Origin of the sequence: Winslowiella sp. 2C04 (genome assembly GCF_050037805.1) — a bacterium.
Classification (GTDB): domain Bacteria; phylum Pseudomonadota; class Gammaproteobacteria; order Enterobacterales; family Enterobacteriaceae; genus Erwinia; species Erwinia toletana_A.
The window spans coordinates 1,264,525-1,283,728 of record NZ_CP188300.1 but is presented as its reverse complement, the minus strand read 5'-3'; the positions used below and the strand labels follow the sequence as shown (position 1 = coordinate 1,283,728).

Genomic DNA, 19,204 nt, shown 5'->3' with positions numbered 1-19,204 from the left:
GGCAAGTGATGGTAAAACGTTCGGTAACTGGCAGTATTGCTCGTGCACTGGCTGGCATTGTTATGCTGTCAGTATTGTCCACCGGTCTGGCACTTTTAACGCTATCCGGCAGCTTGCGTGATGCCGAAGCGCTGAACGTTGCCGGTTCTCTGCGTATGCAAAGTTACCGGCTGGCGTGGGACGCCAGCACACAATCTGCTGATTTTCCTGCTCATCTGCAACATTACCAACACTCTCTTGATGCGGCGGCGCTGCATAATCTTGACCGTTTCTATGTCCCCTCGGCACTTAACTCTCGTTATCAAAAGTTAAAAACCGACTGGCCTGAACTTCGACAACTTTTGCAGACCGGCGATCCGCTACGTTATCAGCAACAAGTGGCAAGTTGGGTCGGAGAAATCGATCGCTTTGTACTGGATTTGCAGCGTTACGCTGAGCTTAAAATACGCGTGGTGGCGGTTACCAGCCTGCTGGGTTTTATCGCCATCGCTGCGCTGACCTTCTGGACTATCCGCCTGAGTCGCCGACAAATTGTTACCCCTCTGAATCAGTTGGTCACCGCCAGCCGCTATATCGAACAGGGAAAATTTAGTTATCCGCCGCTGAATACCGCATTGCCCAATGAATTGGGGGTGCTGGCAACCGCTTTTACCCGCATGTCAGGCGAACTGGAAAAACATTATCAGCTGCTGGAAAAAACTGTCGATGAAAAGACCCGCAATCTGACGCAGGCCAATCATATGCTGAGCACGTTATATGAGTGCTCGCTGGCGCTGGCGGTAAATAAACTCGATCGCAGTGCGCTGCAACAGGTGCTTGAGCGGGTTTATCAGTATGAACAGTTACGCTGCATTGAAATTGTGATTAATAACGAATGGTGCGTGATGCAAGGCTCCGCCGACAGCGCTCTGGAGTGGCATCAGCTGCCGCTATTGAAGGAAGGAAGCAGCGTCGGCGAACTGCGCTGGCAAACCGCCCACCGGATACCTTCGCCGCGCTTAATGCAAAGTGTTGCCAATATGCTGGCGCGCAATGCGCAGATTTATCAGGCGCAGAAACAGTCGCAGCAGCTTATGCTGATGGAAGAACGTGCCACCATTGCGCGGGAACTGCATGACTCACTGGCGCAGGCACTCTCCTATTTACGGATTCAGCTAACGTTACTGAAACGTAGCGTCGATAATCAGCCGGAACGTGCGCAAAAAATCATCCAGGACTTTGATCAGGCGCTAAGCGACGCCTGGCATCAATTGCGAGAATTACTTGCCACCTTCCGGCTGACCATCGATCAGGCCGATCTGACGGCGGCATTGCAGGAGATGATTGCTTCTCTGCGGCAGCAAAGCCAGGCAGAAATTGTACTGAACTGCCAGGCTGATGCCCTCGTCCTCGACGCGCCGCAGCAGGTTCATGTATTGCAAATCATTCGCGAAGCCCTGCTTAACGCCATTAAGCACGCGCAGGCCAGCAAGATTGACGTAGAGATACAGTCGCTGCCGAATGGTGATAGTCATATCGCCATCGTCGATAACGGCATCGGCATCGCCAGCCTTGAAGAGCCGCACGGACATTATGGCCTGACGATTATGAACGAGCGGGCAGAGCGGCTGGGGGGAGTGCTGAGTATTCGCCGTCATTTACCCACAGGTACACAGGTAACTTTGGCATTTTCGCCACAGCATAAACCGCCGGTAAGCTAACACAGCGTTACTGGCAGTTAACCGCTCATTTTCTTTGCCAGATAGTTATCTGTCTGGAGTTTGCACAGGGAACCAATTTTATGGAACGCAAAAATATTACTGTGATGATCGTCGATGACCATCCGCTCATGCGTCGTGGTATTCGTCAATTACTTGAACTTGAGCCGCAGCTCAGCGTCGTGGCAGAAGCCAGTAACGGTAGTGAAGCCGTTGCACAAGCTCGTCGCCTGTCACCCGATTTAATCCTGCTCGATTTAAATATGAAAGGCCTGTCCGGCCTCGACACGCTGAAAGCACTGCGCCAGGAAACAATCAGTTCACGTATTTTGATTCTGACCGTTTCCGATGCCCGTAGTGATATTTACGCGCTGATCGATGCCGGTGCTGACGGCTATTTGTTGAAAGACAGCGAACCTGAAAAGTTGCTGACACAAATTTTGCAGGGCGCACAGGGGCAGAACGTTTTTAGCGAGCTGGTTAGTGACTATCTTTCCAGTCGTGACTTTAGCTCTAATCCTTTCAGCGCACTGACCGAGCGCGAACTGGATGTCCTGCAGCAGGTCGCACGCGGCATGTCAAATAAAGAGGTAGCAGCCACATTGCATATCTCTGAAGAGACGGTGAAAGTGCATATTCGTAATTTGCTGCGCAAGCTGGATGTTCGTTCACGCGTGGCGGCGACAGTACTTTATCTTGAGAGTAAAAATAGCTGAATAAGACGGGGAGAAACTGGTCGTCGGGCTTTACGACGATTATTTACATTTTCTCCTTAATTTATCCACGATTCTTCAATCCGCCAGGGGTAAAGTAAATTCTTGCCGGAGCGGCTTGAAACAACTGACAAATTTTAGCCCGGCAGACACCCCATACTTTCGCCAATCAGAGCATCGCTGGCGTTTTTTTTTGCTATTTTGATTAAACGCTGCTGAGGAGCTCTGATTCGATGGCGAATTTCTTCATTGATCGCCCGATTTTCGCCTGGGTTTTGGCGATCATTATGTGTCTGACCGGCGTATTGTCGATTATGTCACTTCCCGTTGAGCAATATCCTGACCTCGCACCGCCCAATGTGAGAATTACCGCCAACTATCCTGGTGCCTCTGCGCAAACGCTGGAAAACACCGTTACCCAGGTTATCGAACAAAGTATGACCGGCATCGATAATCTGATGTATATGTCTTCGCAAAGCAGCAACACCGGCCAGGCAACGATCACCCTGACTTTTGATGCCGGAACCAATCCGGATGAAGCACGTCAGCAGGTGCAGAACCAACTTCAGTCAGCCTTGCGTAAACTTCCGCAGGATGTGCAGCAACAGGGGGTAACGGTTAATAAAACCGGCGACACCAATATTCTGATGCTGGCTTTCGTTTCGACCGACGGCAGTATGGATAAGCAGGATATTGCTGATTATGTTGCCAGTAACATCCAGGACCCATTAAGCCGTATCAGTGGCGTCGGCCAGGTTGATGCCTACGGTTCACAATATGCCATGCGTATCTGGCTGGACCCGAACAAACTGATTAACTATTCCCTGACCACCGAAGATGTGGTCAACGCCATCAGCTCGCAGAACAGCCAAATTGCCGTTGGTCAGGTAGGTGGAACGCCATCGGTCGACGATCAGACACTGAATGCCACAATTAATTCTCAGTCATTACTGCAAACGCCGGAGCAGTTTAAAGCGATTACCCTACGCACTAATCAGAACGGCTCGGTGGTGACGCTCGGCGATATCGCCGAAGTGCAGTTGGGCGCGGAGAAGTATGACTATCTCAGCCGCTATAACGGCCAGGCCGCCTCCGGGCTGGGGGTGAAGCTGGCCTCAGGTGCCAATGAACTGGAAACTGACAAGCTGGTACGAGCACGTATCGCAGAGCTGTCACACTTTTTTCCACGCGGACTGGAAGCCAAAGTCGCTTTTGAAACTACCCCGTTTGTTACCGCCTCAATCAATGACGTGGTGAAAACGTTATTTGAAGCGGTGCTGCTGGTATTTTTGGTGATGTATCTGTTTTTACAGAATTTCCGCGCCACGATTATTCCAACCATCGCCGTGCCGGTGGTGTTACTCGGTACCTTCTCAGTACTGTATATCTGCGGCTTTAGTATCAATACCCTGACCATGTTCGCGATGGTACTGGCAATAGGCCTGCTGGTCGACGACGCCATTGTGGTAGTGGAAAATGTCGAGCGAATAATGAGTGAAGAAGGCCTGTCGCCGCGCGAGGCGACACGAAAATCAATGGGCCAGATTCAGAGCGCACTGGTCGGTATCGCACTGGTGCTGTCGGCAGTATTTGTTCCGATGGCATTCTTTGGCGGCACCACCGGCGCTATTTATCGCCAGTTCTCAATAACCATCGTCGCCGCAATGGTGCTGTCGGTGCTGGTGGCAATGGTACTGACCCCGGCGCTGTGTGCCACGATGCTGAAACCCCTGGCGAAAGGCCATCACCATGGGCGACGTGGTTTTTTTGGCTGGTTTAACCGCAAATTCAACAGCAGCAGCGAACGTTATGAACGCGGCGTCGCCAAAATTCTGCTGAAAAGTGGCCGCTGGATGCTGCTGTATATCGCCATTATCGGCATGATGGCGTTGCTGTTTTGGCGCCTGCCTGGTTCATTCCTGCCGCTGGAAGATCGCGGCGTATTCACCACTCAGGTTCAGCTGCCACCGGGTTCGACTCAGCAGCAAACGCTGAAGGTGGTGCAGAAGGTCGAGCAGTATTACATGACCGAGGAGCAGGATAATATTCAGTCGGTATTTGCCACGGTTGGCTCTGGTCCCGGCGGCAACGGGCAGAACGTTGCGCGTCTGTTTGTCCGTCTGAAAGACTGGGACCAACGCCCAGGCGCTGACCGCACCTCCTTTGCCATCATTGAACGTGCGACTAAGGCCTTCAGTAAAATTAACGAAGCCCGCGTGATCGCCAGCAGCCCACCAGCCATCACCGGCATGGGTAACTCCGCCGGTTTTGATATGGAGCTGCAGGATCACGCGGGAATGGGCCATGACAAACTGATGCAGATGCGCGATCGGTTGCTGGAAATGGCGGGCAATAATCCGGATCTGGCGCGCGTACGTCACAATGGTCTGGATGACAGTCCGCAATTACGTATCGATATCGATCAGCGTAAGGCTCAGGCGCTGGGTGTCTCGCTCGATGATATTAACAACACGCTAAAAACCGGCTGGGGGTCGACCTACGTCAATGACTTCCTTGACCGCGGCCGGGTAAAAAAAGTTTATGTACAGGCGGCTGCAAAATTCCGCATGCTGCCTGACGATATCAGCAAGTGGTATGTGCGTAACAGCTCAGGCGGCATGGTGCCTTTTACCGCTTTTGCTAAAACCTCATGGGAGACAGGCTCTCCGCGACTTGAACGCTATAACGGCTATTCAGCTCTGCAGATTGTCGGTGAAGCAGCAAACGGTGTCAGTACCGGCACGGCAATGGACGTAATGGAAAAACTGGTCGGCCAGCTGCCACTGGGCGTTGGCTTTGAGTGGACCGGAGCATCGTACCAGGAGCGCCTGTCCGGTTCACAGGCACCGGCTCTGTATGCCATCTCACTGCTGGTGGTGTTCCTCTGCCTGGCTGCGCTGTATGAAAGCTGGTCCATCCCGTTCTCGGTGATGCTGGTGGTGCCGCTTGGAGTATTCGGCGCGCTGGTTGCAACCTGGATGCGCGGGCTGGAAAACGATGTCTATTTCCAGGTCGGGCTGCTAACGGTAATTGGTTTATCGGCAAAAAATGCGATTTTGATTGTGGAATTTGCCAATGAAATGAATACCAAAGGGCGCGATTTAATCGAGGCAACGCTGGAGGCCTCACGTCAGCGGCTGCGACCGATTCTGATGACTTCACTGGCATTTATTTTTGGCGTATTACCGATGGCGATCAGCAGTGGTGCCGGTTCGGGTAGCCAGCATGCGGTTGGCACCGGGGTAATGGGCGGGATGATTTCTGCCACTATTCTGGCGATCTTCTTCGTGCCGCTGTTTTTTGTCGTGGTACGTCAACGCTTTCCACTGAAAGAGAAAGTCAGGCCCTGAAAGTTAAAAGGCAGCCAGTAATCTGGCTGCCTTTAATCTGTTAGCTGATGGTCAGAGCTTACAGCAATTGATACCGTCGAAGCTTTAATAAAGAAGAGCTTACTTACGTAACATTGCTTCGATAAAGTCTTTCCAGTTCCCCAGTTCTAAATCAATCATGATATCCTCTCTTATTATTATCGCCAGTATACACCTGCTGATTGCACGGGAAAACATTTTAATAAAGCAATTGTGATGTCATCCCACCCATCATAATTATGTTTAATCGCTGTCGTTTTGGAGTTGAATAAATCAGCAAAACAGGTGATTAATTATTCTTCAATTTAAATCATCAGCATGATAATAATAAGCTTGATTACCTTAGCCTCTAACGTCTTCTGTAATTGACTGAAAAAATGAAGGAGCTGACAGAAAAAGCAGATTTCAGCGCCAGTGATGCGAGCCGCTAACATACTAACCCACCGGTAAGATGGTAATTGCATTAATTTGCACGGAAATTATTATTAAATAATAAAGGGTGCCCGAAGCCCCGACAACCACAATAAATCAGGCGGGGTTTCCCCCGCCCGCGGTTAGCGCTTAACTTCGTAGTTCAAGAACGCCGCATATTCATTACTGCCATAAGTAATACGTACTTCACATAAACTGCCACGTATTAACCACAGGCCGGCCAATATTGTCAGGCAAAGCACAATCAGCCGTTGTAATAAATATTTTTTAAGCATCTGAACCTCCGTTGCAATTCTGCAGTTAAGAGGCTATCCTGACATTGTTGGATGTGCAGGAGTGGCCTCAGGTTGATGATAATTGACCTGGGGCCTTCTTCTGTCTGCTCCTGTAAAGCCTGAAGCAAGCAGCTTCAGGCACCCGGCAGAATGCTACCTCACTCCTTATATCGCCGTCATTAGTCACTTCATTAATAAATCAGCAAAATCGAGCGATGTCGCAATTAATATTTTTTAGCTGACGACGTTATTACATGACCATTTAAGTCAGGATTGATATAATATAATTCGAACTATTATTTTAGGTATTATTCACTATGGCAAATTCAACTCAGAAAAACACCCTGAAAATGTACGGCATTAAAAACTGCGATACCATTAAGAAAGCGCGCCGCTACCTGGAAAGCCATGAAGTTGACTATCAGTTTCATGACTATCGCGTCGATGGTCTTGACGCCGCCCTGCTGCAAACTTTTATTGATAAACTCGGCTATGACGCATTACTGAATACCCGTGGCACCACCTGGCGTAAGCTGCCGGAAGCGCAACGTGATAGCATTGATAATGCGGATGCGGCACGGCAACTGATGCTGGAGCAACCCGCCATCATTAAACGCCCATTGCTCTGCGACGCCAGCGGCTCTATGCTGCTGGGTTTTAGTGAAGCAACTTATCAGCAGTTTATTCAGGAGAAGTCATAATATGTTTTGTCCGGTCATTGAGCTGACGCAGCAGCTCATTCGTCGCCCTTCCCTTAGCCCGGATGATGCCGGATGCCAGGCCATCATGATTGAGCGCCTGCAGGCGATTGGTTTCACTATCGAGCCGATGAACATCGACGATACGCTGAATTTTTGGGCATGGCGCGGTCAGGGTGAAACGCTGGCATTTGCTGGCCACACTGATGTTGTGCCGACCGGCGATGCCAGCCGCTGGATTAATCCTCCTTTCGAACCCACTATTCGTGACGGCATGCTGTTTGGTCGCGGCACTGCGGATATGAAAGGGTCACTGGCGGCAATGGTGGTGGCAGCCGAGCGTTTTGTCGCTGCGAATCCTAATCATAAAGGACGTCTGGCGTTTTTAATCACCTCTGATGAAGAAGCCAGCGGCACTAATGGCACCGTCAAAGTGGTCGAAAAACTGATGGCGCGTAAAGAGCGTCTCGACTACTGCCTGGTTGGCGAACCTTCCAGCACCGAAGTCGTGGGTGACGTAGTTAAAAATGGCCGTCGCGGGTCGATCACCGCCAACCTGACGGTGCATGGCGTGCAGGGCCACGTTGCTTATCCGCATCTGGCGGATAATCCGGTGCATCGCGCACTTCCGGCGTTAAACGAGCTGGTCGCCACCGAATGGGATCAGGGTAATGAATTCTTCCCGGCAACCAGCATGCAAATTGCTAATGTGCAGGCAGGAACCGGCAGCAACAATGTGATTCCCGGTGAACTGTTTGTGCAGTTTAACTTCCGCTTCAGCACCGAACTGACCGATGCACTGATTAAACAGCGCGTGGAAGAGCTGCTGCAACGTCATCAGCTGCGCTACACGCTGGAGTGGAGACTTTCAGGTCAACCTTTCCTGACCTCACGCGGTAAGCTGGTTGATGCAGTAGTGAATGCGGTTACGCACTATAATGAAATTAAGCCGCAGTTGCTGACCACCGGTGGCACTTCCGACGGTCGCTTTATCGCCCGGATGGGGGCACAAGTTGTTGAGCTGGGTCCGGTGAATGCCACTATCCACAAAATCAACGAATGTGTGAAGGCTTCCGATCTGCAACTGCTAAGCCGCATGTATCAACGCATTATGGAACAGCTGGTCGCTTAAGCGCGACGCTGGGGAGAAAGCATCATGGAATGGTTCAAAGAGTATTGGTGGATTCTGCTGATCGTACTGATGGTTGGCGTACTGATGAACGTCTACAAAGACCTGAAACGTATCGACCATAAAAAGTTTATGGAAAACAGACCCAAACTGCCACCGCATCGTGATTTTAATGATAAATGGGATGACGAAGACGACTGGCCGAAAAAGAAATAGCCAATAAGCGCCTGATTGTCCTCTCCCCGACGGGAGAGGACAGCACTTAAAGTAAAGCCACCACATCATCATCGCCCGGCTTCGCGCCGCTGAGTGCCTGATCGAAATAACGACGAGGCACGGTATAGCGTAAGTGATCCAGCGCCAGCTGCATACTACGCTGATCGATGGCATGAGCCAGATCTTCAACAATATCCAGCGTGACATCTCCTCCCAGCTCGCTAAGCCGCTGCTCAGCAGACTCTGCGTGCTGCAGAGCGATCGTCTCATCGTATTCACCGTGAATCAAATGAACAGTGGTCAGTGTTGAAGCCTGTTCGGGCAGCGATGCAAATCGTCCACTGAACGCAACCACTCTTCCGGCTAAACCCGGTTGTGCTTTGATCGCCTCCAGTGCCATGATACTTCCCTGTGAAAAGCCGATCAGCGCTGTCGCTTCTGGCTTAATCCCGCTCTGTTGCTGCCAGTGCTGCACGCCGGCGATAAACGTGGGCATAATTTCATCGACCCGCGTCTGGCGGTTCTGTTCAGTGATGCTTTGTACATCAAACCACTGCCTGCCAGCCTGCGACTCACTGACTTGCGGGCTACCGATGCTGACGACCAGCGCCTGCGGAAAGGCCTCGGCAAACCAGCTACCAATTTGTCCCATTGCGACCGGATTATCGCCAACGCCATGAAATAATAACATTAGCTGTTCAGGGGTGTTGGTGGGATTCTGGACGACAAAGTAATCGTGTTTCATCATTTCCTCCTGAGATTAACCAAGACTATACGCCTCTGTTAGCGGAAGAAAATTGGGAAAAATTGAACAAGAGAGTGGATTTATTGCAACAACATCAGCCGCTGGTGCCAGCGCCGGGCAGAGTGCGGATCGGCGGCAAATAATGCCTCGCCCGCTTCCTGTCGCCAGCGCTTAATCAATGATTTACGTCCGGATAACGCCAGCCGCTGGCATAACTCAGCATCAGGCAAGCGCTGAGTGATAGCGCCACGCAGCGCCGGAAGTGCCAGCGTCGACAGGCTGAGTAGGCGCTCAAGTGCTGCGCCGGCAGCTTCAAATGGGCGGCTGGCGAAAGCGAATCCGGCCACTTCCTGCCAGTCATCCGTGTTAAAGCTTTGCTGCGGGTCGATATCAATAGCGATTGTTTGATCGATATGCTGCTGCAGCCAGCGATAGTCTCGCGCCAGCCGTTTAACCGCGCGCGCTGTCAGCGCTGTACCTGCCGGAGTCAGCGGCAGTATTGCCATCGCAGTATAACAACCACTGCTGGCTTCACGCTGGCTGCCAATACGTGCCAGCTGAAATCCGCAGGCCTGCCAGAATTGCCATAATTCCCAGGTATAACCAAAACTGACCGAGAAAAAATCCAGCCCGCGATTGCTGGTCAGGCAATGCTTGATCATTTGACGACCCAGCCCCTGCCGTCGTTGCTGCGGCGTGATGGCTATCCGGCTGATGCGGCGCGATTTTAGCTGTGCGGCTTCGGGCAGCCCGGCATGCGCCGCCAGCGACTGAGCAACCAGGTTGCCGCGTGGCCGACGCTTGCCGGCCCAGACGGCATCCGCCAGTTCGGCCGGCAGTCCGCCCTCATCCACCAGCCAAAGCGCGCCGCACACCTGCTGCTGACATTGAGCCGCGAGAAAATGCATTCCCTGCGCATCCATCATCCGGCGCAGGTCGAGGGGTGATGTTCGATAGTGAGCACTGGCTAACAGTTGATAGAGGGCGGTGAGCAGTTGGGGCCGCGTTTGCCAGTCAGCAGGCTCAAGCGGCTGGAAAACCACTTCACCTGCCACATCGCCACTTGCCGCATCGTCAAACAGCAGACCGGCATCAACAATTCGTTCCAGCGGATCGTGCTGCGCCCAACGCAGCGGAGCATCGAGCATCCAGAATCGCGCATCCGGTAACGAGGCGCAAAATTTCAATAAAAAACCGCGCCCGGTGCCTTCATAGCCCTGCACGGTGGTGGTCAGTAATACGCGCGGAAAATAGCTGATTAAACGCTGTAATACCGGTGCCGGAATCGCCGCCGCTTCATCAATCAGTAACCAGTCAACATCAGCCGGAAATTGCTGTTCACAACCGGCAAGTAGTGCATCAGGGGCGAAAAAATGAAACGCTTCTCCGGCAAACTGTGCCATTACGGCGGTGGATATTTTTGCCGGTGCGGTAACCCAGCATTTTCCCGGCCAGCGCTGCGCCAGCATCCCCGCCAGCGCTGATTTACCCCGGCCGCGAGGCGCAGTCAGTACTGACACACCGGGTGGCGCGTCAAGCAGTGACTGTAAAATGTGCTGCTGCTGCCGTTCGCCATCCGGTTGCCAGTCTGGTAGTGCTGGCAACGGTGACAGCGTAAAGGGATGGTGCTGACGCAACAGCACCACGTCTGCATCGCTTAAAAACTCCCGTTGAAGATGGGTGACGAACTGTGGCGCAGCAATCGCCCCGGAGGCATCATTCCAGCGCAGCGAGTCATTATCAGGCTTCGCGGGCCAGGACTCCCATTCGGGAACCAATAAAATTAACCAGCTTCCGGCAACCAAAGTGCCCGCCAGTGCAGCGAACGCTTCCGCATAAAAACCGGCGCGCGCGTCGAACACCGCATGGCGAAACTCCTGCCCCAACAGCGTACGTAATGCGGCGGGTGCGCAGCAAAGCCCTGACTGTGGTATCTCACTGACCCACAGCCAGTCACCCGCTAACGACTGCATCCACTGTTCAGTCTGCTGCTGACACCAGTCGTCGTCGCCGCTGATTACCAGCAAGCGGCGCACGCCTTTCTGCTGCATGTCAGCCGTTATTTCAACACGCTGCCTCAAAATCAGCTGCCGAAGGTATTACACTGACCCGGGTCGCCACTGTCGAAACCACGTTTAAACCAGCTGTAGCGCTGCTCTGAAGTACCGTGGGTGAAGCTGTCCGGCACCACTCGCCCCTGACTCCGCTGTTGCAAGCGGTCATCGCCAATGGCTTCAGCGGCGTTCAGCGCTTCCTGCAGATCGCCCGGCTCCAGCACCTGTTCCTGCTGCATATAGTGCCCCCAGACGCCAGCAAAGCAGTCAGCCTGCAACTCCATTTTTACCGACAATTGGTTCGCCTGTTTTTGTGAAGCATTCTGCTGCATCTGACGCACTTTTGGTTCGATACCTAACAGCTTCTGCACATGGTGGCCGACTTCGTGGGCAACCACGTAGCCCTGAGCAAAATCACCGTCTGCACCCAGTTTATTTTTCATTTCGTCGTAGAAAGAGAGATCGATATACACCTTCTGGTCAGCCGGACAGTAGAAGGGACCCATCGCCGACTGCCCGGTACCGCAGGCAGTTGAGGTCTGATTACGGTACATCACCAGCGTTGGAGACTTCCACTCTTTGCCCATCTGCTGAAATAACTTTTGCCAGGTATCTTCAGTCGTGGCAAATATCACTGAAGTAAATTTTGCCGCCTCGTCGTCTTTAGGACTAACGTGCTGCTGGGAGGATTGCTGGGTTGCAGGTTCGCCACCGGTTAATAATGGCGTCAGATCATAGCCGTAATAGCCGGCGACCATCACAATAATCAGCAGCGCAATACCCCCTTTGCCACGAGGGATGCGCATACGGCCACCACCCATTGATGGCGACTGATTACGGCGATCTTCCACATTGTCGCTTTCGCGACGCCCTTGCCAACGCATAACTTACCCCTGTATTTTTTTTTGGCTTATTACAGGGATTTTAGTCGCGCCGCGATTGAATAACCACAGCTGATGCAAAAACAGAGGCCGGGATTAACCGGCCTCGATGAAAATTGCAGAAAGGGAAACGATTGCGCGGCTAGTCTAATTTTACGCCCAGACGCTGTGCAACTTCTTCATAGGCTTCAACCACACCGCCCAGGCTCTGGCGGAAACGGTCTTTGTCCATTTTAGCCATGGTTTCTTTGTCCCAGAGGCGTGCGCCATCGGGAGAAAACTCATCGCCCAGCACCACTTCACCATTGAACAGACCAAATTCCAGTTTGAAATCAACCAGAATCAGGCCGGCATCAGAGAATAACTTGCTCAACACGTCGTTAGCCTGATAAGTCAGCTCGCGCATACGTGCCAGATTCTCTTTGTTAACCCAACCAAAGGTTTCGCAGTAAGACTCGTTGACCATTGGATCGTGTTTGGCGTCATCTTTCAGGAACAGATCGAACAGCGGTGGATTCAGCGCAATGCCCTCTTCCACGCCGAGGCGTTTTACCAGCGATCCTGCGGCACGGTTACGAATAACGCATTCAACCGGCACCATTTCCAGCTTTTTCACCAGTGCTTCGTTATCGGACAGCAGCGCTTCCATTTGCGTCGGGATACCTGCTTCCTCAAGTTTGGTCATAATAAAGTGGTTAAACTTATTATTGACCATACCCTTGCGATCGAACTGCTCAATACGCGCACCGTCTCCTGCTGACGTATCGTTGCGGAATTCGAGTATCAGCAGATCCGGATTTTCGGTGCTGTAAACGGTTTTCGCTTTGCCGCGATACAACTCAGCTTGCTTTTGCATCTTGATTAACTCCAAACGTGATAGAAGTGTTGCTTTACATCTGCACGGGCGGAAAAAGTTTGCCCCTGCGTCGACTAAATTATTTTCACAATGAAAAAAGGCCGGAGTGATCCGGCCCTCTGATTTACTTGCTGAATGCCGCCTGGAATACGGCGACCAGCGCGTCATTCTGAGACTGCGTGAGCGGTTGCCCTTTCGGGTTGATAAACTGCAGGCTACTGCGGTTATCTAAATCACCCACTTGCAGTTTGTAATCACCATTCGGCAACTCAGGATCCTTCGCGCCCAGCTGATCCCAATGGCTGCTGCCTGGTGCCTTATAGGCCACTGACAGGCTACCCTGAGAACGGTTGCTGTCTTTCACTTCCATTCCTGCACGCTTCAGTGCATCTGGCAGATGCTGCCAGACCGCATTGAACGGTGCGCGCAGAATCAGATTTGGCAAGCCGGTTTCATCAGCGCCGCTCTGCACATCGATCTGCGAGACGCTGCGATTTGCCGACGCATCTTGCTGCGCGGATTCCATCTTATCTAAACCGGTACTGATATCGTTAAGCATCTGCGCGGTATAACGCTGAATTTGCACCGGTGAGGTAACGTCTTTGTCCTGCTGCTGCAGTTGCAGCAGTCGCACCGTCAGCGCTTGCTGATAACCCTGCTGTTGCACGCTGATCTGATAGCGGCCACGGTACTGATTATCTTCATCGGCACGATTCCACTGTACCCAGTCGGTAGTCAGCTGTTGGCTGGCATCCTGACGATCGGCAATCGGGAACTTATACGACTGAACCACATTCACTACCTGCGGCCAGATAGAACCATTACGGCTGCTCTCCAGCATCAGCATACCGGTATTGCCGGTAAACTGGGTGCGGGTACCGTTCATCAGCGCCAGAGGCTGGGCCGGTGGACGGATATCAAGCTGTTTGCCAACCGCGCCTTTACTGGTAGTGGTCGCGATATCATATTCGCCGTTTTGCAGCGGCAGAAGCATTCCTGCTGGTGCGGTTAAATCTTTCAGTTCGGTCGCCTGCAAATATGACTCATCACCACTGACCTGACGCTTATAGCGTTGATCATTGGAACAAGCTGCAAGCAGCATCACCGTTGACAGTCCAACAACTTTAATTACCGTGGACTTCTTTACTGAGTAAGCCATCAAATCTCCCTAATTTACAGCAGACCCGCATGCTTGAGCGCCTGCTCCACAACCGGACGCCCGGCGTCGGTTATTGGCGTCATTGGAAGACGCAGCGTATCGGTTGCTATTAATCCTAACTTCTTCGCGGCCCATTTCACCGGGATAGGATTCGGTTCAACAAATAACTTCTGATGCAGATGCATCAGGCGCTGGTTTAGGCGGCGCGCTTCAGCAAAATTACCCTGCTGCGCAAGCGCACAGAGTTCAACCATTTCACGTGCAGCGATGTTTGCCGTTACCGAGATCACGCCCTGACCGCCCAGTTGCATAAAGTCCAGTGCCGAAGCGTCATCGCCGCTTACCAGCACAAAGTCTTTATCAACCAGCTCTTGGATCTGACTGACCCGCGATAAGTTCCCGGTCGCTTCTTTAATCCCGATAATATTTTTTATCCTGGCCAGACGGCCAACCGTTTCTGGCAGCATATCGCAGCCGGTACGAGAAGGAACGTTATACAGCATCTGCGGCAGAGAAGTACTTTCCGCAATCGCTTTAAAGTGCTGATACAACCCTTCCTGAGTCGGACGATTGTAGTACGGTGTGACGGTCAGGCAGCCGACAACACCTGAATTTTCGAAGCGTTTGGTAAGAGAGATGCCTTCTGCGGTGGCATTTGCACCGGTTCCGGCAATCACTGGAATACGGCCATCAGCCAGATCCAGCGTTTGCATTACCACATCACCATGTTCTTCATGGCTGAGGGTAGCAGATTCACCAGTGGTCCCCACAGATACAATCGCCGCAGTGCCGCTAGCGACATGATAATCAATCAGTTTCTTCAGACTCGCCCGGCAGACATTACCTTTGTCATCCATCGGCGTAACGAGCGCAACAATACTTCCCGTGAACATTGGCCATCCCCTCCACAAACAAGTCCTTCATGGTACGTTTGACGGGCATTGAAAAGCAAGCAGACAACAGGACAGAGGCGCTTGGCAGAGGGTATTTTTTATGTTTACCTTAAGGTTATTACTATTGCTAATCACCATGACGGACAGGACGTATCATTTTGCCGCAGTCACAGCAACATCATTTGGTCATTACCGCTCTGGGCGTTGATCGCCCAGGAATTGTCAATACCATTACCCGACATGTCAGCAGCTGTGGCTGCAATATTGAAGACAGTCGGCTTGCGATGCTCGGCGATGAGTTTACCTTTATCATGTTTCTTTCCGGCAGCTGGAATGCGATTACGCTGATTGAATCAACGCTGCCGCTGAAGGGCGCCGAACTGGAGTTGCTGATCGTGATGAAGCGTACCAACGCCAGCAGCCGTCCGGCGATGCCCTCAACGGTACGGGTGCAGGTGGAAGTCACCGACTCACCCCATATCATCGAGCGCTTCACCGATCTGTTTTATTCTCATCAAATGAATATCGCTGAGCTGGTGTCACGCACTCAGCCAGCAGAAGAAAATCAGCCGCCGTTGCTCTATATTCAGATTACTGCGCACAGTCCTGCCAGCCAGGATGCATCATTTATTGAACAAGCGTTTAACAAGCTATGTACAGAACTGCTGGCTCAGGGCACTATTAGTGCCGTGAATTACCCACAGCATGAAGAAAAAACGGAGAGTAGTGATGAATCCACTGAAAGCCGGTGATTTTGCACCGAAATTTAGCTTGCCCGATCAAGACGGCGAACAAGTAAATTTGGCCGACTTCCAGGGACAGCGCGTATTGGTCTATTTCTACCCCAAAGCGATGACGCCGGGCTGTACGGTTCAGGCTTGTGGCTTGCGCGATAACATGGATGAGTTGAAAAAATCAGGTGTCGAAGTGCTGGGTATCAGCACCGATAAAGCTGAAAAATTGTCTCGTTTTGCCGAAAAAGAGTTACTGAACTTCACGCTACTTTCTGATGAAGATCACCAGGTTAGCGAGCAGTTTGGCGTCTGGGGCGAAAAAACCTTTATGGGTAAAACCTACGACGGCATACACCGCATCAGTTTCCTGCTGGACGGTGAAGGTAAGGTTGAGAAAGTGTTCGATAATTTCAAAACCACCAACCACCACGATATTGTGATGGAATATCTGAAATCAGCCTGATACGGGCGATTTTACTGTAGAGGAGCCGTTTTCGGCTCCGGTTCTGATGCCAGGCACAGGCGGCGAGAACGCCGCCTCTACATCAGTCTGAATGAGATCGGTTTTCTTCTTCAACCAGCATGCCATCAGGCCAGGCATGTACCACCGCTTTCACCAGCGTTGCCAGCGGAATGGCAAAGAATACGCCCCAGAATCCCCATAGCCCGCCGAAGATGACTACCGAAAGAATAATCACCAACGGATGCAGGTTCACCGCTTCGGAGAACAGCACCGGCACCAGTAAATTACCGTCCAGCGCCTGAATAATCAGATAGACGATAATCATCGTCCAGAAGTCGCTGCCAAGCCCCCACTGGAACAGACCAACACAAATCACCGGAATCGTCACCACCAGCGCGCCGACATAAGGGATTAACACCGAGATGCCAACCAGCACCGCCAGCAGCAGTGAATAGTTAAGGCCAATCGCCAGGAAACCGATCCAGGTAGCAATACCGACTACCACCATCTCCAGCACTTTACCGCGGATGTAATTGGTGATCTGCTGATTCATCTCGCTCCACACCTGCCCTGCCAGCCCACGATTACGCGGCAGCACGCGGCGCACGGCGTTAAGCATCTGCTCTTTATCTTTCAGCAGGAAGAACACCATTAGCGGAACCAATACCAGGTAGATCGCCAGCGTCATTAATCCGACCAGTGATGCCAGTGAGTATTTCACTACCGACTCGCCGAGGTCGGTCAGGCGACTGCGCAAATTTTCGACAATAATATCGATAATGCCCGCATCAACCAGCGCCGGAAAACGCTTCGGCAAACCGGCAGCAAAGTGATAAAGCTTATTCAGCATATTCGGCATATCGCGCGTCAGGCTGATACCCTGCTGCCACGCCACCGGCGCCACCACCAACACCATCAGCAGTAGAACACCGGCAAAAATCGTCAGCACGATGCTGGTCGCCCAGCTACGCGAGCATCCTAACCGTTCCAGCCGGACGGTTGGCCATTCCAGCAGATACGCCAGCACCAAAGCCACCAGCAGTGGCGCCAGCAATCCGTTAAAAAAGAACAGAATACAGAATGCGGCCACCAAAATGATCAACAACGCTATGGCTTGTGGATCGCTAAAACGACGGCGATACCACTGTATTAACAATGCCAGCATGACATTTACTTCCTTGAGTTCATTTTGGACCAGGCGGGATTGTACCTGAAAGGCACGGCGAACAGAAAGGCAGCAAGCAGGGATGCCTGCTTTTCTGAGACCTTTCTGGCCTTACCTCTCGTCAGTTCTGTTACCTGAGGTTACGGTCCAGCAGCCCGAATCACACAGTTGCGACCGGCTTTTTTTGCCTGATACAGCGCATCATCTGCCGCCTTAAACACCTCTTCGATACTCTGGTGATCGGGCTGCCATAATGAGACGCCAATGGATACCGAGATATTTTCCAGTTGATCAATCTGCAACTGGTTAATCCGCTGACGCACGCGTTCGGCAATCATCAGCGCCATCTCGTTATCGGCACCCGGCAGAATCATCAGAAACTCTTCGCCACCGTTGCGACATACCACATCGGTCTGACGCGAACTCTGCTCCAGCTCGCGCGCTATGCGGATAATCACTGCATCACCGGCGTCATGACCAAAGGTGTCGTTAACGCGTTTAAAATGGTCAATATCCAACGCCAGAACGGCAAAAGCCTGACGGGTAGTGAGGAAATATTCCAGCACGGCACTCAGGCCGCGACGATTAAGTAATTGCGTCATCGGGTCGGTTTGCACTTCAAACTTTAACCGGCCAATTTTATCCTGTAACAGACCGATCCCGGCCAGCAATGCTCGTTTAATCTGCGCCGCTTCAAAGTACCAGGATCGGATGCTGCCGATCTCATTCGACACCCCCTGATTATCCATCTGGCTGGCTTTACGCGCCAGTTGCCACAGTGGCAGCGCGATCAGTCTTGCCAGAAGCCATGCGGCAATCAGGGTCAACAGTGCAAACGGCACCGAATGCTTTAATACCTTAAATAACAAGCTGGTTAACGGATTCAGCGTCGACTGCGTCGGTTTCAGCGCGACGATCGTCCAATCGGAAGCTGGCACAACAGCATAGCCCGCCAGCATCGGCTCACTCCCCTGATGGGTGATTTGCTGATAACCACTGCTGCGCGACTGCTTATCCTCTTCGCTGATTAGCGGCTCAATCGTCTGACCAATCAATTGTGCATTCTGGTGATAAAGCACCTGATTCTGTTTATCAACCACATACAGCGAGGAGCCATCGCGATAAAATTGTTCGCCCAGCAACGCATTCATAATACTTTTTTTCTTCAGGTAGAGCGCGCCGCCAATATATCCCAGATAGGTGCCATCCTTTGACCAGATCGGCGTGGAGACAAACACCATCAAATTATTCGCCGCCGAGATTGCTGGCTGGCTGATAAGTGGCTTACGCTCCTTCAGCGCCTGACGCGCAGTCTCAGTGGTCAACTGCATCCCTTCCAGCTTCAGCGACTCCGGTGAAATGGCACGAACCTGGCTCTGCGCATCGACAATCACTACCGAGTTAAAACTGGCAGTCTGTTCGCGCAAACGGTCGACCTCTCCCTGCAACGCGCTTTTGTCATCAAGACCATCACTCAGCATTCTCGCGCTGTAAGCGAGTTGTGATTGCGCCAGCTGGAAGAAAATTTCGGTGGTGGCCGCCAGCTTGGTGGCGTACACCCGATTCGACTCAAGAGTATTATTAATCAACAAATCGCGCTGCACGCGCCATGTGGCATAAAGAGAATTAGCCAGGGTGATCACGATGCTGGCAATGGCAAGCAGAGTAATCAGGGTACGTAAGTCGGTTTTTGGCCGTAACAGCCTCAACATAGACTTACCTTAAT

18 protein-coding genes are annotated in these 19,204 nt (G+C 52.1%); 8 read left to right on the top strand and 10 right to left on the bottom strand.

Annotated features, from left to right (window positions below; genetic code table 11):
• The first annotated feature begins 5 nt into the window (after positions 1-5).
• From narQ to acrD, 3 genes are all read left to right on the top strand, one after another.
• Entirely contained in the window at positions 6-1,700 is a 1,695-nt protein-coding gene (narQ, locus tag ACP3TC_RS05550; RefSeq protein ID WP_426817721.1) for a nitrate/nitrite two-component system sensor histidine kinase NarQ, read from the top strand.
• An 80-nt stretch (positions 1,701-1,780) separates the two neighbouring features.
• Positions 1,781-2,413 (top strand): response regulator, encoded by a 633-nt coding sequence (locus ACP3TC_RS05545; protein WP_313853114.1) that lies wholly within the window; start codon positions 1,781-1,783, stop codon positions 2,411-2,413.
• Between the two features lie 230 nt (positions 2,414-2,643).
• Positions 2,644-5,760: a multidrug efflux RND transporter permease AcrD gene (gene acrD / locus ACP3TC_RS05540; RefSeq protein WP_426817720.1), complete on the top strand. Its 3,117-nt coding sequence runs from the start codon at positions 2,644-2,646 to the stop codon at positions 5,758-5,760.
• A gap of 99 nt (positions 5,761-5,859) precedes the next feature.
• Here the strand turns inward: acrD and ypfM are convergent, their stop codons facing one another.
• Positions 5,860-5,919, bottom strand: a complete 60-nt coding sequence (ypfM, locus tag ACP3TC_RS05535; RefSeq protein WP_101505280.1) for a protein YpfM — start codon at positions 5,917-5,919, stop codon at positions 5,860-5,862.
• A gap of 413 nt (positions 5,920-6,332) precedes the next feature.
• Positions 6,333-6,485, bottom strand: coding sequence for a Hok/Gef family protein (locus tag ACP3TC_RS05530; protein WP_313853117.1), 153 nt, complete (start codon positions 6,483-6,485; stop codon positions 6,333-6,335).
• A 317-nt stretch (positions 6,486-6,802) separates the two neighbouring features.
• Between ACP3TC_RS05530 and ACP3TC_RS05525 the strand changes: the two genes are divergently transcribed.
• From ACP3TC_RS05525 to ACP3TC_RS05515, 3 genes are read left to right on the top strand one after another with little or no spacing between them, the layout of a single operon-like run.
• Positions 6,803-7,186 (top strand): ArsC family reductase, encoded by a 384-nt coding sequence (locus tag ACP3TC_RS05525; RefSeq protein WP_426817719.1) that lies wholly within the window; start codon positions 6,803-6,805, stop codon positions 7,184-7,186.
• Between the two features lies 1 nt (position 7,187).
• Positions 7,188-8,315, top strand: coding sequence for a succinyl-diaminopimelate desuccinylase (gene dapE, locus ACP3TC_RS05520; protein ID WP_426817718.1), 1,128 nt, complete (start codon positions 7,188-7,190; stop codon positions 8,313-8,315).
• A gap of 24 nt (positions 8,316-8,339) precedes the next feature.
• Entirely contained in the window at positions 8,340-8,528 is a 189-nt protein-coding gene (locus ACP3TC_RS05515) for a YpfN family protein (protein WP_313853120.1), read from the top strand.
• A gap of 46 nt (positions 8,529-8,574) precedes the next feature.
• Here the strand turns inward: ACP3TC_RS05515 and ypfH are convergent, their stop codons facing one another.
• The 6 genes from ypfH to dapA form a co-directional block, all read right to left on the bottom strand.
• Positions 8,575-9,273 (bottom strand): esterase, encoded by a 699-nt coding sequence (gene ypfH, locus ACP3TC_RS05510; RefSeq protein ID WP_426818241.1) that lies wholly within the window; start codon positions 9,271-9,273, stop codon positions 8,575-8,577.
• A gap of 80 nt (positions 9,274-9,353) precedes the next feature.
• On the bottom strand, positions 9,354-11,324 hold the full coding sequence (locus ACP3TC_RS05505; RefSeq protein WP_426817717.1) for a tRNA(Met) cytidine acetyltransferase TmcA: 1,971 nt from the start codon (positions 11,322-11,324) through the stop codon (positions 9,354-9,356).
• 32 nt (positions 11,325-11,356) lie between these two features.
• The gene (gene ypfJ / locus ACP3TC_RS05500) at positions 11,357-12,211 is read right to left on the bottom strand and encodes a KPN_02809 family neutral zinc metallopeptidase (RefSeq protein ID WP_313853122.1); all 855 of its coding nucleotides are present in this window, start codon (positions 12,209-12,211) and stop codon (positions 11,357-11,359) included.
• 139 nt (positions 12,212-12,350) lie between these two features.
• Entirely contained in the window at positions 12,351-13,064 is a 714-nt protein-coding gene (gene purC, locus ACP3TC_RS05495) for a phosphoribosylaminoimidazolesuccinocarboxamide synthase (protein ID WP_313853123.1), read from the bottom strand.
• Positions 13,065-13,188: 124 nt separating this feature from the next.
• A complete protein-coding gene (bamC, locus tag ACP3TC_RS05490) occupies positions 13,189-14,223 on the bottom strand; it encodes an outer membrane protein assembly factor BamC (protein ID WP_313853124.1) in 1,035 nt (344 codons plus the stop codon).
• Between the two features lie 14 nt (positions 14,224-14,237).
• Entirely contained in the window at positions 14,238-15,116 is an 879-nt protein-coding gene (dapA, locus tag ACP3TC_RS05485) for a 4-hydroxy-tetrahydrodipicolinate synthase (RefSeq protein WP_313853125.1), read from the bottom strand.
• 158 nt (positions 15,117-15,274) lie between these two features.
• On the opposite strand from dapA, the gene ACP3TC_RS05480 reads away from it, so the two are divergent.
• Together ACP3TC_RS05480 and bcp are read left to right on the top strand one after the other, a co-directional pair.
• The gene (locus ACP3TC_RS05480) at positions 15,275-15,868 is read left to right on the top strand and encodes a glycine cleavage system transcriptional repressor (protein ID WP_313853126.1); all 594 of its coding nucleotides are present in this window, start codon (positions 15,275-15,277) and stop codon (positions 15,866-15,868) included.
• Entirely contained in the window at positions 15,846-16,313 is a 468-nt protein-coding gene (gene bcp / locus ACP3TC_RS05475) for a thioredoxin-dependent thiol peroxidase (protein WP_313853127.1), read from the top strand. Before ACP3TC_RS05480 ends, bcp begins: the two co-directional genes overlap by 23 nt.
• 82 nt (positions 16,314-16,395) lie before the next feature.
• On the opposite strand, the gene ACP3TC_RS05470 is transcribed toward bcp, so the two are convergent.
• Both ACP3TC_RS05470 and ACP3TC_RS05465 read right to left on the bottom strand, forming a co-directional pair.
• Complete coding sequence (locus tag ACP3TC_RS05470) at positions 16,396-17,478, bottom strand: AI-2E family transporter (protein WP_313853129.1); 1,083 nt, start codon at positions 17,476-17,478, stop codon at positions 16,396-16,398.
• 140 nt (positions 17,479-17,618) lie between these two features.
• Positions 17,619-19,190 (bottom strand): sensor domain-containing diguanylate cyclase, encoded by a 1,572-nt coding sequence (locus ACP3TC_RS05465; protein ID WP_426817716.1) that lies wholly within the window; start codon positions 19,188-19,190, stop codon positions 17,619-17,621.
• Positions 19,191-19,204 lie beyond the last annotated feature (14 nt).

Coding starts and splice junctions, on each gene's coding strand:
- ACP3TC_RS05545 (WP_313853114.1), top strand. CDS start 1,781: ATGGAACGCAAAAATATTACTGTGATGATCGTCGATGACCATCCGCTC.
- acrD (WP_426817720.1), top strand. CDS start 2,644: ATGGCGAATTTCTTCATTGATCGCCCGATTTTCGCCTGGGTTTTGGCG.
- ACP3TC_RS05530 (WP_313853117.1), bottom strand. CDS start 6,485: ATGCTTAAAAAATATTTATTACAACGGCTGATTGTGCTTTGCCTGACA.
- ACP3TC_RS05525 (WP_426817719.1), top strand. CDS start 6,803: ATGGCAAATTCAACTCAGAAAAACACCCTGAAAATGTACGGCATTAAA.
- dapE (WP_426817718.1), top strand. CDS start 7,188: ATGTTTTGTCCGGTCATTGAGCTGACGCAGCAGCTCATTCGTCGCCCT.
- ACP3TC_RS05515 (WP_313853120.1), top strand. CDS start 8,340: ATGGAATGGTTCAAAGAGTATTGGTGGATTCTGCTGATCGTACTGATG.
- ypfH (WP_426818241.1), bottom strand. CDS start 9,273: ATGAAACACGATTACTTTGTCGTCCAGAATCCCACCAACACCCCTGAA.
- ACP3TC_RS05505 (WP_426817717.1), bottom strand. CDS start 11,324: ATGCAGCAGAAAGGCGTGCGCCGCTTGCTGGTAATCAGCGGCGACGAC.
- ypfJ (WP_313853122.1), bottom strand. CDS start 12,211: ATGCGTTGGCAAGGGCGTCGCGAAAGCGACAATGTGGAAGATCGCCGT.
- purC (WP_313853123.1), bottom strand. CDS start 13,064: ATGCAAAAGCAAGCTGAGTTGTATCGCGGCAAAGCGAAAACCGTTTAC.
- bamC (WP_313853124.1), bottom strand. CDS start 14,223: ATGGCTTACTCAGTAAAGAAGTCCACGGTAATTAAAGTTGTTGGACTG.
- dapA (WP_313853125.1), bottom strand. CDS start 15,116: ATGTTCACGGGAAGTATTGTTGCGCTCGTTACGCCGATGGATGACAAA.
- bcp (WP_313853127.1), top strand. CDS start 15,846: ATGAATCCACTGAAAGCCGGTGATTTTGCACCGAAATTTAGCTTGCCC.
- ACP3TC_RS05470 (WP_313853129.1), bottom strand. CDS start 17,478: ATGCTGGCATTGTTAATACAGTGGTATCGCCGTCGTTTTAGCGATCCA.
- ACP3TC_RS05465 (WP_426817716.1), bottom strand. CDS start 19,190: ATGTTGAGGCTGTTACGGCCAAAAACCGACTTACGTACCCTGATTACT.